This is a genomic window from Pseudoalteromonas sp. SW0106-04 (assembly GCF_001293805.1).
GTDB lineage: Bacteria > Pseudomonadota > Gammaproteobacteria > Enterobacterales > Alteromonadaceae > Pseudoalteromonas > Pseudoalteromonas ruthenica.
Map to the genome: position 1 here is coordinate 53,063 of NZ_BCAI01000018.1, position 15,906 is coordinate 68,968.

Annotated in this window: 12 protein-coding genes; 7 read left to right on the top strand and 5 right to left on the bottom strand. The window is 48.5% G+C overall.

What is annotated here, in order from left to right; translation table 11 throughout:
• Nucleotides 1-2: 2 nt before the first annotated feature.
• The 7 genes from tatB to W04_RS16895 all read left to right on the top strand — a co-directional run bounded on the left by tatB (nt 3) and on the right by W04_RS16895 (nt 7,965).
• Nucleotides 3-323: a Sec-independent protein translocase protein TatB gene (gene tatB / locus W04_RS16865; protein WP_022943904.1), complete on the top strand. Its 321-nt coding sequence runs from the start codon at nt 3-5 to the stop codon at nt 321-323.
• The gene (gene tatC, locus W04_RS16870; RefSeq protein WP_022943903.1) at nt 316-1,056 is read left to right on the top strand and encodes a twin-arginine translocase subunit TatC; all 741 of its coding nucleotides are present in this window, start codon (nt 316-318) and stop codon (nt 1,054-1,056) included. Before tatB ends, tatC begins: the two co-directional genes overlap by 8 nt.
• Nucleotides 1,053-1,604 (top strand): hypothetical protein, encoded by a 552-nt coding sequence (locus tag W04_RS16875; RefSeq protein WP_053911689.1) that lies wholly within the window; start codon nt 1,053-1,055, stop codon nt 1,602-1,604. Before tatC ends, W04_RS16875 begins: the two co-directional genes overlap by 4 nt.
• 9 nt (nt 1,605-1,613) lie before the next feature.
• Nucleotides 1,614-2,387 (top strand): TatD family hydrolase, encoded by a 774-nt coding sequence (locus W04_RS16880; protein WP_053911690.1) that lies wholly within the window; start codon nt 1,614-1,616, stop codon nt 2,385-2,387.
• A gap of 2 nt (nt 2,388-2,389) precedes the next feature.
• A complete protein-coding gene (locus W04_RS16885; protein WP_053911691.1) occupies nt 2,390-4,177 on the top strand; it encodes a sensor domain-containing diguanylate cyclase in 1,788 nt (595 codons plus the stop codon).
• Nucleotides 4,178-4,186: 9 nt separating this feature from the next.
• On the top strand, nt 4,187-5,197 hold the full coding sequence (gene hemB, locus W04_RS16890) for a porphobilinogen synthase (RefSeq protein WP_022943899.1): 1,011 nt from the start codon (nt 4,187-4,189) through the stop codon (nt 5,195-5,197).
• A gap of 128 nt (nt 5,198-5,325) precedes the next feature.
• On the top strand, nt 5,326-7,965 hold the full coding sequence (locus tag W04_RS16895) for an ExeM/NucH family extracellular endonuclease (protein ID WP_053911692.1): 2,640 nt from the start codon (nt 5,326-5,328) through the stop codon (nt 7,963-7,965).
• 6 nt (nt 7,966-7,971) lie between these two features.
• Here W04_RS16895 and W04_RS16900 read toward each other — a convergent pair whose 3' ends face one another.
• The 5 genes from W04_RS16900 to fusA all read right to left on the bottom strand — a co-directional run bounded on the left by W04_RS16900 (nt 7,972) and on the right by fusA (nt 15,299).
• The gene (locus tag W04_RS16900; protein ID WP_053911693.1) at nt 7,972-8,694 is read right to left on the bottom strand and encodes an ABC transporter substrate-binding protein; all 723 of its coding nucleotides are present in this window, start codon (nt 8,692-8,694) and stop codon (nt 7,972-7,974) included.
• Between the two features lie 82 nt (nt 8,695-8,776).
• Nucleotides 8,777-9,523, bottom strand: coding sequence for a hypothetical protein (locus W04_RS16905; protein ID WP_053911694.1), 747 nt, complete (start codon nt 9,521-9,523; stop codon nt 8,777-8,779).
• Between the two features lie 56 nt (nt 9,524-9,579).
• Nucleotides 9,580-11,367 (bottom strand): alkaline phosphatase, encoded by a 1,788-nt coding sequence (locus tag W04_RS16910; protein WP_053911695.1) that lies wholly within the window; start codon nt 11,365-11,367, stop codon nt 9,580-9,582.
• Between the two features lie 13 nt (nt 11,368-11,380).
• Nucleotides 11,381-12,979: an alkaline phosphatase gene (locus W04_RS16915; RefSeq protein ID WP_053911696.1), complete on the bottom strand. Its 1,599-nt coding sequence runs from the start codon at nt 12,977-12,979 to the stop codon at nt 11,381-11,383.
• A gap of 232 nt (nt 12,980-13,211) precedes the next feature.
• On the bottom strand, nt 13,212-15,299 hold the full coding sequence (gene fusA / locus W04_RS16920) for an elongation factor G (RefSeq protein WP_045980256.1): 2,088 nt from the start codon (nt 15,297-15,299) through the stop codon (nt 13,212-13,214).
• Between the last annotated feature and the right edge of the window lie 607 nt (nt 15,300-15,906).

The window sequence follows — 15,906 nt, forward strand, 5'->3', positions numbered from 1 at the left end:
CCATGGGCATGTGGGAATTATTGGTGGTGTTCGTTGTAGGTCTTATTGTCCTTGGCCCCGAACGCTTACCTGTGGCCATTCGAACGGTAAGCCGCTGGGTAAAAACAGCCAAAGGCATGGCCAACAATATTTCTGCACAGGTCAACGAGGAACTGCGTGTACATGAGCTACATCAGAACCTTAAAAAGGCTGAGCAGCAAAATATGGAAAACCTTCCTGACGATGTAAAAGACTCGGTGGCAGAGCTGCATAAAGCGGCGCAATCAGTCACTCGCAGTTATGACAACGCACCAAAAAAAGACAGCAGTAACAAAGATGAGTGAACCCCAACAGAGCGGCTTTATTGCCCACTTGGTCGAATTACGTAATCGCTTGATGCGCTCATTGCTTTGCGTATTGTTGGTGTTTGTTGCGCTCGTGTATTTTGCCAACGACATTTACGCCTTTGTTGCAGCGCCTCTGCTTGCACATTTGCCAGCAAACAGCCAGATGATCGCCACCGATGTTACCGCACCGTTTTTTACGCCTTTTAAGCTTACACTTTTTGTTGCCATATTTGCTGCCATCCCCTTTATCTTGCATCAAGTATGGTCTTTTATTGCGCCGGGACTGTATCAACACGAAAAGCGCATGCTGATCCCTATCTTGCTTTCAAGCGTCTTACTTTTTTACGGTGGTATCGCTTTTTGTTACTTCGTTGTCCTACCCATCGTACTTAGCTTCTTCACCGGTATTGGCCCTGAGGTTATGACGCTTACGCCAGACATCAGCAGCTATTTAGGGTTTGCATTAAAGCTATTTTTCGCCTTTGGTATTGCCTTTGAAATCCCGGTAGCCATCATGCTGCTTTGTTGGAGTGGGGCAACGACCACCGCGAGTTTAAAGCAAAAGCGCCCTTATATCGTGGTTGGGGCTTTTGTGGTCGCGATGTTTCTAACGCCCCCCGATGTGTTATCACAGACCTTGCTCGCCTTACCGATGCTGTTATTATTTGAGCTCGGCCTGATTTTGGCCGCCTTTTATAGCGCTAAATCACCACAGGAAGAAAAACAATGAAAAAATATTTAGTATCCGCCGTGCTCACCGCTTGGGTGGGAACACTTTCTCCCGCAGCCATAGCCAATGACGGCGTGAATATTCAAGCGCTAAAGGCCTGTAGCTTTATTGAAAATGATTTTCGTCGCCTGCTGTGCTACGACAACATCATGGCCGGCAAACCTATTGATGCCATGCCTAAGGGCGAAGTGAAAAACACCAACGCTGCACCGCAAAGTAATAAAAAAGCGCAAGCCGCAAGTGTTGCCGGTGCGCCAGCAAAACATAGCAAAACCAATAAAGCAGACTTTGGCCTAGAGCATAAAAAAGAAAAAGAACAAAAAGACGATAATAACGAGCTTCGCGCGCGTGTAAGCCAAGTTGATGAAGCCCCTTATGGTGAGCTTATTTTGACTCTCGACAACGGCCAAAAATGGCGCCAAATTGGCACCGAACATTTTCGTTTGAATAGCAATGACACAGTGATTATTAGCCGTGGCATGTTCAACTCTTTCCTACTGAAAAAGCAAGGTGCAAATAAGTCTATCCGTGTTAAACGCGTTGATTAAGTAGCTGCCATGATAGATATCGGAGTCAATCTCACAAGCAGCCAATTTGCAGCAGATACTGACGCTGTGGTTGCTCGTGCGCGCGACGCAGGTATCACCAATATGGTAGTGATTGGTTGTGACGAGCGCGATAGCCAGCATGCAGTAGAGCTGGCACGTCGCCATCAGTTGTTTTGCACCGCCGGTATTCATCCCCACAATGCAAAAGATGCAAGCGCCGAGTTCGAACACGTTATCACCCAGCTAGCCAGTCAAAGTGAAGTACTGGCTATTGGTGAATGCGGCCTTGACTACAACCGCGACTTCTCACCGCGACCTGTACAGCGCGAGATTTTTGCTCGCCAGCTAGCTTTGGCAAATGAATTAGCGCTGCCCGTATATTTACATGAACGTGATGCCAGTGCGGATATGCTAGCACTGCTGCAAGAGTATCAACCCCGTGGAATTGTGCACTGCTTTACCGGCAATGCTGAACAGGCTCAGCACTATCTTGAGTTGGGCCTATATTTAGGCATCACAGGCTGGGTATGTGATGAACGTCGCTCGCAAGCGCTCAATGAAGCCTTGGCGCATATTCCTAGGGAGCGATTACTAGTTGAGACTGACGCTCCTTACCTCTTGCCTCGGACAATACGACCAAAACCAAAGTTACGGCGCTGTGAACCCCATCACCTTGGCTACGTAGTCACCCACTTAGCTCAACGCTACGCATGCACTGAGGCAGAGATCATCGCGCAGACCAAACATAATTTTAGCCAATTGTTTAATGTGGAGCTGCGTTAGTTATGCGTGTGCTTGCTTGGGCGATGATGCTGCTGTGGTCGTGCTCAGCGCTCGCCTCAAGCATGAGTATCAATACCGAAGCAGACTCCTTAGCAACAGCGCAAAATTCACCCCATTGGCAACCCCTTAATAAGCCGTTTATCAACTTGGGCAACAAAGTGCGTTATGGCTGGCTGCGGGTGAATTTAAGCTCTCACCAATACCCACCCAGCGTGTATATTATTGCCATTGATAACCCATTAATAGACAGCCTCAAGGCGTTTCATTTACGTGATAATAAGCTAATCAATACGCGTACTATAGGTAGTCAAGTTGATGGTGCAGATCGACTTTTTAAAGATGAATCACTGTCCTTTTATATTGATACCCGTAGCCCTGGGGAGCACTGGGTCTACATCGAAGTGATCGCCAGTGACGGCTTTAGACTGCCGGTTCAGGTGCATACTCTGAAGAGCTACTTTGAGTACAAAAGCAGCTTCAATAGCCTATTCGGGGCGGTGATGGGCCTCGCGGCAACGCTGATATTGACCACCTTATTCTTTTTTATTCTGTCACGACAAGCCCGCTTTTTATTGGCCACGGCATACATTAGTGCTTTGGCACTGATAGGTATTTACGTATTTGGCTATGGCTATCGCTATTTGCACCCCGATACACCTTGGCTACAAACGGCGGTGCTGCCCCTACTACTGATAGCTGCACCAAGCCTCTTAGTTGCTTTGAATCAAACACTGATAGCGCCAATAAAACGTAAAACGGTGATTACAGTCATGCTCATTACTGTGGTTATCGGCCTACTTCCAAACCTATTACCTGCCGCTATTGCCGACCCTATCGTGGTTGTTGCGAGTACCTTATTTTGTTTATTCGGCGCGGTCTATAGTGCTTGGCAGGGGTATCGCAAGCAACAACAACAGTTATGGGTACTCAGTATTGCCAGTCTGATGTTACTCGCGCTTATGAGCTATTTTTGTCTCAACTATTTTGGTTTCGCATTGCCGATTAGCAAAACCAGTTGGTGGCTTTTTTTGCCCCCAGCGAGCAGTGCCTTACTGGTCTGTTTTGTAGTTATTCGCAACTTATTAAGTCAGCACAGTGAACGCATGCGCGCGCAGCAACAAGCACTGGCGGAGCAGCAAACGCGAGACCAATTACTGGCTCAGCAGCTGGCACTAGAGGAGCAAACTAAAGAAGAACTAGAAAATAAAGTAGAAGAGCGCACTATAGAGCTACAAATTACTCTGCGGGAATTAGAAGAAAAGAACACTGAGCTAGAGCGCATTAATAACGAGGACCCATTAACGGGTGTCAAAAATCGCCGCTTTTTCGATAAGCGTTTAGAGCATGAGTTACGGCGCTCACAACGGGATGACGCTCCGTTGAGCCTGCTAATGATAGACATAGATCACTTTAAAAAGGTCAACGATAGCTATGGTCATCCCGCCGGTGATGCAGCTATTAAATTGGTGTCACAAACTATCAAAGCCTGTTTGCGCCGGCCATTTGACCATGTGTGCCGCTACGGCGGTGAAGAGTTTGCCGTTATTTTACCTAATACCACTCACGAAGGCGCTCTCAAGCTGGGCGAAGAAGTATGCACTGAGGTAGGTCAACAACAGGTTGAATTCTCAGAGCACCAATTTTCATTAACTGTTAGTATTGGCGTGCATACCGCTTACGGGGAAACCACCGCTCACGCTGGCGACATCACCCATATGGCGGATGAGGCGCTATACCATGCTAAAGCGCATGGTCGTAATCAAGTAATTAGCTCACAATCTTTGCCTTAGGAGAGCATTATGGCCCAATCAGGACTCGACCTGTTTCCTTATACGCGTATGCGTCGTTTACGTAAAAATGACTTCTCTAGACGCTTAACTCAAGAGCATGAGCTCAGCGTTAATGACTTAATTTATCCAGTGTTTGTCTTGGAAGGCAAAAACCGCCGCGAACAGGTTGAATCTATGCCTGGCGTTGAGCGCTTGTCCATCGACTTATTGATTGAAGAAGCTAAAGAGTTGGTCGCTTTAGGTGTACCCGCTATTGCCCTATTTCCAGTCACACCCAGTGAAAAGAAATCTCTGCATGCCGAAGAAGCCTATAACCCAGAGGGGTTAGCACAACGCACGGTGCGCGCTTTGAAGAGCGAACTGCCTGAGCTAGGGGTGATCACCGATGTTGCCTTGGACCCCTTCACCGTGCATGGTCAGGACGGCATCATTGACGAGCAAGGCTATGTTATCAATGACATCACCACCGAGGTGTTGGTGAAACAAGCGCTGTCACACGCCCAAGCGGGTGCCGATGTCGTTGCCCCCTCAGATATGATGGATGGTCGTATCGGCGCTATTCGTGAGGCGCTAGAAGAGCAAGGCCTGATCAATACCCAAATTATGGCTTATTCTGCCAAGTATGCGTCAAGCTATTATGGCCCATTTCGCGATGCGGTCGGCTCAGCGGGTAACCTCAAAGGGGCTGATAAAAAGACCTACCAAATGAATCCTGGAAACTCCGATGAGGCCCTCAGAGAAGTCGCGCTGGATTTACAAGAAGGCGCTGATATGGTCATGGTGAAACCAGGCATGCCCTACTTAGATATTGTTCGACGCGTTAAAGATGAGTTTTCCGTGCCCACCTTCGCCTATCAAGTCAGTGGTGAATACGCCATGCACATGGCTGCTATTGAAAACGGCTGGTTAGAAGAAAGAGCCATTGTTATGGAGTCTTTACTTGCCTTCAAACGTGCAGGGGCTGACGGTATTCTCACTTATTTTGCTAAACGCGCGGCGCAGTGGCTTAACGAATCTTAAGCTTAACACCCAACTTTTTTCTGAGAAAAAGCGCTAACAAGTTAACAACTTGAAATTTTCGTGTAACTTATTGGGGGCATAATATGTCCCCCTTTAGGGATAAATAACAATACACGGGAAGCTATCTAATGAAAAACACAGTCACACCTATCGCTCTAGCGGTGGCGGCCTCGTTGGCATCGCTCAGCGCTCAAGCAGATATCTTAATATCAGAATATGTCGAAGGCAGTAGCAATAATAAAGCCATCGAGCTTTATAACCCCAATTCAGAGTCAGTCGATTTAAGCCAGTATAGTATTGAGTTTTACTTTAACGGCAGCACTACGGCTGGTTATACTCTCGATCTCTCAGGCTCACTGGCAGCTGAAGGCGTTTTTGTTGCCGCACATGAATCAGCAGATGCTGCAATTCTAGCAGTCGCTGATCAAATTGCAGGCGGTGGTTGGTTCAACGGCGATGATGCCATTGTGCTTCGTAAACAGGGTGACGTCATTGATAGCCTTGGTCAGGTTGGCCTCGATCCTGGTTCGCAATGGGGTGAAGGGCTCACCTCTACGCAAAATAATACCCTGCGCCGTATTGATGGCACCGGTGCTCGCACCACCCTTGACACCGCCTATATCCCTAGCGACTTCTTTATTGGCTATGAGCAAGACGACTTCAGTGATCTGGGCACCTATCAAGGAGGTTCCGGCCCAGTCGACCCCGACCCTGATCCAGAACCAACCCCCGAGCTCACATGTGCTGATCCAGCCACTACCATTAGCGAAATCCAAGGGCCAGGCATGGCCAGTCCCCTGCAAGGCGAGCAAGTTATTGTCGAAGCGGTGGTCAGTGCTGATTACCAACAAAGTGACGCCCTTAATGGCTTTTTCTTAGCATCACTCAACGCTGATAATGACCCCCTCACCTCTGAAGGTATTTTTGTTTATCACAGTGATGATGACGTTAATGTCGGCGACCGTGTACGACTTCAGGCCACCATTGATGAATACTACGGCGCCACACAATTAAAGAATGTGACGGCGCTGAAGAGTTGTGGTACTGCACAAGCCGATATCACTGAAATCACTCTACCGGTTGACAATATCGACGAGCTTGAAGCCTATGAAGGCATGCTCATCAGTGTCGCCCAGCCAATGTACGTAGTAGATAGCTATAATTTGGCACGCTATGGAGAGCTTGGCCTAGCAACAGAGCGCTTATATCAAGGCACCCAAGTGGCGCTACCAGGTGATGCCGCCAATGCGCTTGAAGCGCAAAACCAGCTAAAACAGTTATTACTTGATGATGGCTCAACACAGCAAAACCCTGAAGTGATTCCTTATCCTGGAGCTGGACTGGACGCCTACAATACCGTGCGCTTAGGCGACAGTGTAGAAGGCCTCACTGGGGTGCTGGGCTATGGTTTTGATCGCTACCGTTTACATCCAACCACGGCTGTACAGTTCACTGCCAGCAACCCGCGCACTGAAGCGCCAGTACTCAATGAGCAGGGCGATATAAAAATCGCTAGCTTTAATGTTTTAAACTACTTTAACGGTGATGGCCAGCAAGGCGGCTTTCCAACCTCTCGCGGCGCCGATGATTTGCAAGAATTTATTCGCCAAGAGGAAAAGCTCGTTACCGCCATCACCGCCATGGATGCCGACATTGTTGGCTTAATGGAAATTGAAAACGATGGTTTTGGCGAGTTCAGTGCTCTAAGTTCGTTAGTCACTGCACTGAACGATGCAACTGATAACGGCGAATATGCCTTCGTTGATTTTGCCGTAGCCGAGGTTGGCACCGACGCCATTACCACCGCGCTCATTTACCGTAGCGACCGCGTACAAGAAGTTGGCACAGCCAGCATCAATGATGAAGACGCCTTATCCTATGGTAACCGCGCGGCGATCGCACAGAGCTTCCGTGATATTGAAAGTGATGAAGTGTTAACCGTTGCTGTCGCTCACTTAAAATCCAAAGGTGGCTGTAGCCGTGCCGAAGGGCTCGATCAAGACCAAAATGATGGTCAAGCCTGCTATAACGCAACGCGCGTAGCCGGTGCCGAGCAGTTCGCTTCATGGTTAGCGAGCCAACCCACTGGGGTGGCTGATGACGATGTGATCATTGTCGGTGATATGAATGCTTACGCGCAGGAAGACCCCATGCAAACCTTTGCCGACGCCGGATTTGCCAATGTCATTCCTACGCTGGAAGGCAATACGTTGGGTTACTCATATAACTTCCAAGGCCGCTTAGGCAGCTTAGACCACGCTTTGGCATCACCCAGCCTTATGAACAAAGTGGTCGCTGCTACCGATTGGCATATTAATGCTGATGAGCCTCGGGTGTTAGACTACAACTTAGAGTACAAAACCCAGGCACAGCAGGCCAGCTTGTATGCCGAGCATGCATACCGCGCCTCAGATCATGACCCTGTCATCGTCGCCATCGCTGCCGAGCAATCTGAGCCCGAAGAGCTTGTGGGCGAGTTTACTGGCCTTAGTGGATGGTTTTGGCCTCGCAACTTTACTATCGATTTACCAGAGGGTTACCAAACGCTAGATATCGAGCTCGTGGGTGGCTGGGGTCAAGTTGATCTGTACGTTAGCCACCAACGTCGCCCGTCTATTTTCCGTGCCGATTGTGCCTCACGTAACTGGGGGACTGCAGAGCAATGTCACTTTGATAACCCTGCTGCTGGAAAGTGGAAAGCCCGTATTCTTGGCCCTCTGCCCTACGGTAATGTCACGTTACGCTACCGTGCGGTTAAAGCCGACTAATAGGGTTTAATACCGAGCGAGAATGGCGTCACGAGCGCCATTCTCGATTATCTTTTTTAGCCCCTGTTCAAATAACTTTTGCAGCCGCTCGCCATCTGGGTGATGGGGAGAAAAAGCAAGAAAGATATCGGTTCCTTCATTAATAAATGCCACTTGAATGTTATCGCTAATCCCTTGGGTACGACGTAGATAATTTGCTGATTTAATGAAAATAAGCGCACTGTCTAAGCGCCCTAACATCAGCCTTCGCATGTTAGGTAAATCGGAGTTAGCATACGCTGCCACCACTTTATGTTCGGCCACCAAAGCAAGAAACTGGTCGCCATAGCCATATCCTCTGACAACACCTACTAACTCGCCATTAAACTGCGCACGATTAGTAATTTTCAGAGCCCGTTGGGTATTGTGATAATACGCAGAATACGCCTTATAAAGAGGAGTACTACCGAGTAAGTACTTCTCTTTACTGATAGCATCGATAGGCACATTAAAGCCCGCCACATAAGCACCGGTATCGAGGTAATGCAGCACCCGCGCATAAGGGTAAATATGGTAGTCGACTGACACGTCTACCGCTGCAAAAGCGGCCGTGATTATATCATTCGCCATGCCCGTACCATCGGCATTGGCATAGGGAGTCCATGCGTCTTCAGCAGCGATAACCACGCGCTCGGCTTGGCAAGGTGCAGTTAGAAACAACAAGGCAAGAAATAGGCAGCCGCGACTCATGCTCTCTCCAGCACACCACAAATTATTTTATTATAGGCACTGCTTGGTTGGTCGCGACAAATTATCCTAGATATCTACATGATCAATGGTGGTGGCCGCCTGACATAGCTTGGCCATCACTGTGATAAAACCCTGATGCACCGTGTTCAATAAAGCCCTGGTTTATCATTTTCGCCAAAAATGGATCATGTTCATTATCTCCCACATCGGCATAGTCTGTAGTTTGATAACGGTCCCAATGAGCAAATTGTTGCTGCACTTGTTGCGGGTTAAGCTGGTAACTTTGCAACGTGAGTCTGCTTATTTGTTGCCATCTGTCTTGATGATCAGCGTCTTTACGTGCCACCACAAGCTGCTTGACCAGCTGCAATGCTGGCAGCCATACCAGCGTCATTTTATAGCCATTTTGTTGGCTTTCGAAGTGCTGCTCTTGGCCGCAGCCCTCACCTTGCGTACGTGATGGCGATTGTGAAAGTAGGTCACTGTGCACTAACTGATATTTTTGTGACCAACTGACTGGTTGCCCGCCTTCTTTTAGCTCACCAGGTTGGTACTCAATGCCTCTTTGGTAGTGCTCAAAATAACGAATAGGCCGCACTTGCTGATTAGATAGGCGCTGCCAGAGCTCAACGACCCCCTGACTGTTAGCCTGATGCGCTACCTGATCATGCAGCCGCCAAAGCGAAAATAGCTGCTCTTCTTGAACGCCTTGCTGCTGTATATAATTGGCTTTTAACACCTGCGCATTCGCTTGGCATTGCTGTTGCGCATACACACTGGCACTACACATGGCGACTGCCAACGTGGCTAATTTGACATACTTCATCATTTTATCCTCCACTTAGGGCCGAGGACATAGCAACCTATGCCCTCGACCTTAGGTGATTAATTACCTAGCTTGGCTTCTGCTTTACTCACTAAATCTGCAGCGTGATTAATCACGTGGAAGATATAGTTTTGCTCATTAGTTCCGGTCACTAGATGGGCTCCAGGACCCTGGGCATACACACCCACATCTTCACCCGCATGAGTTTCTGAGCTAAGTGGCACCAGCGCTTCTTGGTGGAATCCCGCTGTGGTGGTGTCAATGGTGCTCAAATCCACACGACCAGTGACAATCTCACCGTTGTAGCCAGCATCAGCGTTGGTCTGTGCGCCAAGGTTCTTAAAGCCGTTGCCATTGGTGTAGCCCAAAGTGGTGTAAGGCATGCCATCGGCTGCCAAGGTAGGCTCGTCGCTGCCAACGGCAACCACTTTACCTAAAATAGGGTTACCTCGTTTCGGGTAGCCAGCTATGGTAAATACATGGCTATGATCTGCGGTTACGATGATCAGGGTCTCATCCGTGTTGGTCTTTTCCATCGCGGCTTGCACCGCCTCGGCCAACTCCACCGTGTCGTGGAGTGCGTTATAGGCATTTCCTGCATGGTGAGCATGATCGATACGGCCCGCCTCTACAGTCAGAAAGAAACCTTCGTCATTGTTATTAAGAACATCAATGGCTTTTTCCGTCATCGCCGCCAGCGACGGCTCACCGGCGATATCATTGCTTCGGTCTTGCTCATACTGCATGTGCGATTCGTTAAATAGCGCAAAGATGCGCTCAGTGCTGGCAGGATCGATAGCATCAAAGCCCGCTTGATCCATCACATAGGTGCCATTGGGGTAAGCCGCTTGCCATTGCGCCGTTAAGTCACGGCCATCGGTGCGGTCACCCTCGGTGCTGCTTTGCGCATCATTGCTATTAAATGCGGCATCTTTTGGCAGGAAGTGACGACGACCACCGCCCATTACCACTTCAATACCATCAATATCGACGTCGAATCGCGCTTCCAGATTAGGCTCAAAGTTAACTAATTGCGAGGCAATGTCTTCGCACCCAGCCGCGACCGCATCAGCGGGCATATCGGAGATGTCTTCCCAGTTACGGTCGGCCGATTTGGCATAGGTGGCAGCCGGTGTGGCGTGAGTGATCCGCGCGGTTGACACAATTCCTGTTGATTTACCTGCGATTTCTGCCAGCTCTAAGGCGGTTACTAACTCATTGCCGGACACCGATTCACAGTCACCACGGGCAATCCCTTCAGCCACGCCAATCACACCCACATCGGTTTTTACCCCTGTCGCCATAGCCGTCATAGTGCCAGCTGAGTCAGGAGTTTGCGCATCAACATTATAGGTTTTAGCAAAGCCGGAATATGGCATGGTTTCAAAGCTCAGCTGGTGCTCCTCACCCATTTTTCCTTGTAGTTGCCCAGCTAAAATACGTGCAGCTGTGACCGTGGAGATGCCCATTCCATCACCTACGAACAGAATCACGTTTTTCGCTTTTTGATTGCTGCTGCTTAGCTGCTCGGCACGTTGTTGTGCCTGCGCTACTTTATCCTGAGCATCGCTAAACCAAGCGTTGCCCGTTAGGTTAGCCAGTTCATCATCATCTAATGTAGTTTTAATCGGGTTACAATTGGTCGTTTGCGCTGCAACTTCATCGCCATCAAGCTCGCCATTGCCATTGTCATCGGCACCCACTTGAGTGTAGACACCACCATTAATGCATTGACTATCACCCACAGCTATGTCGGTGTTAACAGTTAAAGTCGGCGCGCCATCATCGTCAGAGCAACCCGCCAGTGCCGCAACCACGGCAAGAGAAAGAATATTTAGCTTATTCATTGTTAATACCTGCTTACTTAGTGAGCTCAAGGGCTGAGTCGATAATGTGGAACACCATGCTTTGTTCAATCACTCCCTGCGCTAGATGGGCGCTGGGACCCATAGCATGAAGGGAAATATCTTCGCCTGCGTGTGTCTCTGAGCTAAGTGGAATGGTTGCTTCTTGGTGAAAACCTGGGGTGGTGGTATCGATACCCGCCAGATTTTGACGCCCGGTTTGCGGCGCATCGCTGTAGCTGGCATCAGCGTTAGTTTCCATGCCTAGGTCGCGAAAGCCCAAGCCATTGGCATAGCCGAGCGTGGTGTATGGCTTACCATCCGCTGCAAGCGTCGGTTGCTGCTGCCCTACCGCCACTACCTGACCTAGAATAGGGTTACCACGTTTAGGGTAACCGGCAATGGTAAAGACGTGGCTGTGATCCGCAGTCACCAAAATCAATGTTTCTTCGGGGTTAGTGTTCTCGATGGCATACTGCACGGCATTGGCCAGTTCGATTGTATCGTTCAGCGCATTGTATGCATTACCCGCGTGGTGAGCGTGGTCAATACGCCCGGACTCAACCGTAAGGAAAAAGCCTGTATCGTTATTATCAAGCACAGATATTGCTTTAGCGGTCATCTCTGATAGTGAAGGCTCACCCGCAAGATCATTGCCTCGGTCTGCTTCATATTGCATATGAGATTCATTGAACAGTCCAAACACCCGCTGAGCGTCATCGGCTATCGCATCAAAACCTGCACGGTCCCATACATAGACACCATCGGCATACTTTTGTTGCCATTCCTGAGTCAGGTCGCGACCATCGGTGCGGTCCCCTTCGATAGCGCTGCGGGCATCAAGAGTGTTATACGTTTCGTCTTTCGGTAGGAAGTGACGGCGGCCACCGCCCATAACAACTTCTATGCCATCCACGTCAGTACCAGCAAAGCGAGCTTCAAGGTTTTGTTCAAAGTTAACCAATTGCGTAGCGATATCCTCACACCCTTGCGCAACCGCCTGCGCCGGCATGTCTGACACGTCTTCCCAATTACGATCTGCTGATTTGGCATAGGTTGCTGCAGGAGTGGCGTGGGTAATACGGGCGGTGCTGACGATACCAGTACTTAAACCTCGAATTTCTGCAAGCTCCAGAGCAGTAATCAGTTCATTACCAGCTACCGTGGCACAATTTCCGCGCTCGATATCTTCATCTACACCAATCACACCCACATCAGTTTTAACCCCTGACGCCATGGCGGTCATGGTGCCTGCTGAGTCTGGGGTTTGTGCATCAACATTATAGGTTTTTACCTGCGCCGAGTAAGGAAACTTCTCGAAGCTAAGGTAACCTTCTTCACCCATTTTGCCGTTATTTTGGCCCTGTAGAATACGAGCTGCTGTGAGTGTGGATACCCCCATACCATCGCCAACAAACAGAATCACATTTTTGGCCTTAGTCAGTTTTTGCTGATTGGCCAATTGCTGCTTCTCGTTGAGCTTATTCTTATCTGTTTGATACCACTGACTATTGGTCTGAACGTCAGGCAAGACTCCGGCCTGCACTGGTGTGCACACCAGCGAGGAGAAGGCCGAGGCTGCCGCCATCGCCAAGGCTAACTTTGATACTTTCATTTTTTGTTCCCGTGAGTTTTATTATTTAGCGCTGTTAAGAAGCTGTTCTTAACCACAAATATGTACCAGCAAGGGTTGTACTGGCGTCGTTACTGTAGGGAACGAATGTTTCTAAAATATAACCATTTATTGACGGACAGATGATGAATATATGACAGCGAATACGGGAGCAGAGGAATAGGCATAAAAAAACCCAGGCACTAGCCTGGGTTTTTCTTAGAAGAGGCGACTATTACTTCGCTTCTTTTTTCGCTTTTTCTGCAGCGATTACTTCGTCAGCAACGTTTTGCGGACAAGGTGCGTAGTGTGAGAACTCCATAGAGAACTGACCACGACCAGAAGTAATAGTACGTAGGTGGCCGATGTAACCGAACATCTCAGATAGTGGTACTTCACCCTTGATGCGTACGCCCATGCCGCCCGCTTCTTGGTCTTTGATCATACCACGACGACGGTTAAGGTCACCGATTACGTCACCCACGTTGTCTTCAGGAGTGAATACGTCAACTTTCATGATTGGCTCAAGAAGTTGTGCACCCGCTTTAGGGATAGACTGACGGAATGCGCCTTTTGCAGCGATTTCGAACGCGATAGCTGATGAGTCAACTGCGTGGAAAGCACCGTCAAATAGTTCAACTTCAACGTCTAGTACTGGGAAGCCGGCAAGAACACCTTCTTCCATCATAGATGCGAAGCCTTTCTCAACTGCTGGCCAGAATTCCTTAGGAACGTTACCACCAACAACGCTTGAGCTGAACTTGTAGCCTGAACCTACTTCACCTGGCTTGATACGGTAATCGATCTTACCGAATTGACCAGAACCACCTGATTGCTTCTTATGCGTGTAGCTATCTTCGATTTCTTTGGTGATAGTTTCACGGTAAGCAACCTGAGGCTGACCAACAATAAGGTCTACGCCGTAAGTACGCTTAAGGATATCAACTTTGATATCAAGGTGTAGTTCACCCATACCTTTAAGGATGGTTTCACCTGAATCTTCATCAGTCTCAACTTGGAAAGATGGATCTTCTGCAACCATTTTACCGATTGCGATACCCATTTTCTCTGTACCACCTTTATCTTTAGGTGCAACAGCGATTGAGATTACTGGATCAGGGAAGATCATCGCTTCAAGCGTACATTCGTGCTTAGGATCACATAATGTGTGACCAGTTTGCACGTTCTTCATACCAACAACAGCGATGATGTCACCCGCCTGCGCTTCGGTAAGTTCGTTACGCTCGTCAGCTTGCATCTCAACCATACGGCCGATACGCTCAGTTTTACCTGTTGCTGAGTTAAGTACTGTGTCACCTTTTTTCATGCGACCCGAGTAGATACGGATGAAGGTAAGTGCACCAAAACGGTCGTCCATGATTTTGAACGCAAGCGCTTTAAGTGGCTCATCTGCAGATACAGTTGCAACTTCACCAGTAGGCTCACCAGTGTCTTTGTCAGTTAGTGGCTGCGGATCTACTTCTGTTGGTGAAGGTAGGTAATCAACTACAGCGTCTAGCACTAGCTGCATACCTTTGTTCTTGAACGCTGAACCACAGTAAGTTGGGAAGAACGCAAGATCACGAGTACCTTTACGGATACACGCTTTGATTTGCTCTAAAGAAGGCTCTTCACCTTCCATGTATGCTTCCATTAGATCGTCGTCTTGCTCAACGGCAGTTTCAACAAGCATCTCGTGATACTCATTTACTTTGTCTACCATGTCAGCTGGAACGTCTTGTACTTCGTAGTTTTCAGGAAGACCTGTGTCATCCCAAACGTATGCTTTCTTCTCAAGTACATCAACAACACCAGAGAACTGGTCTTCGATACCGATAGGAAGAGTCATCACTAGTGGGTTTGCGCCAAGTACTTTTTTCACTTGCTCTACAACGCGGTAGAAGTCAGCACCCATACGGTCTAGTTTGTTTACGAAGATACAACGTGCTACTTCTGATTCGTTCGCATAACGCCAGTTAGTTTCTGACTGCGGCTCAACACCACCAGAACCACAGAATACACCGATACCACCGTCAAGTACTTTAAGTGAACGATATACTTCTACTGTGAAGTCAACGTGTCCAGGAGTATCGATTACGTTTAAACGGTGACCTTTCCACTCACATGTTACAGCTGCTGATTGGATTGTAATACCACGCTCAGCTTCTTGGTCCATGAAGTCGGTCGTTGATTCGCCGTCATGTACTTCACCGGTTTTGTGAATTTTACCGGTGAGCTTCAGAATACGCTCTGTCGTGGTCGTTTTACCCGCATCTACGTGCGCGAAAATACCAATATTTCTGTATTTTGATAAATCTGCCATTGCTTTACTCTATTGGTCGAAAAATTATTCGGCGGGAGTATATCACCTCTTGTGGCGAACATCATCATAGAAACCGCTTAAAATGCAATCAAATTAGGAAAATCTTGGGGTCGCCAATAAAATCGTTTGAGCCAAGGTAGGATGCGGCTTTGCCGGAGCTAAAAAGACATGATTTCATGTTGATAAAACGCCACAGTAGCAATACAAAAATGTGCCAAAAGGGGTATAGCGTTTTATTTAAAACAACGCAGGGTAATTCATTGTAAAGCTTGAATACGAACGCGACACGCCGTGGCGACGACCGTAGGTCGAATAAATTTGAAGTAGCAATTGGTAGTGAAGTCTACTAAGAATTGGTTGCGGGAGCCGGATATGAACGCGACACGCCGTGGTGGCGACCGTAGGTCGAATGGATTTGAAATAGTAATTGGTAGTGAAGTCTACTAAGAATTGGTTGCGGGAGCCGGATGTGAACGCGACACGCCGTGGCGACGACCTTAGGTCGAATGGATTTGAAATAGTAATTGGTAGTGAGGTCTGTTAAGAATTGGTTGCGGGAGCCGGATATGAACGCGACACGCCGTGGCGACGACAGTAGGTCGAATGG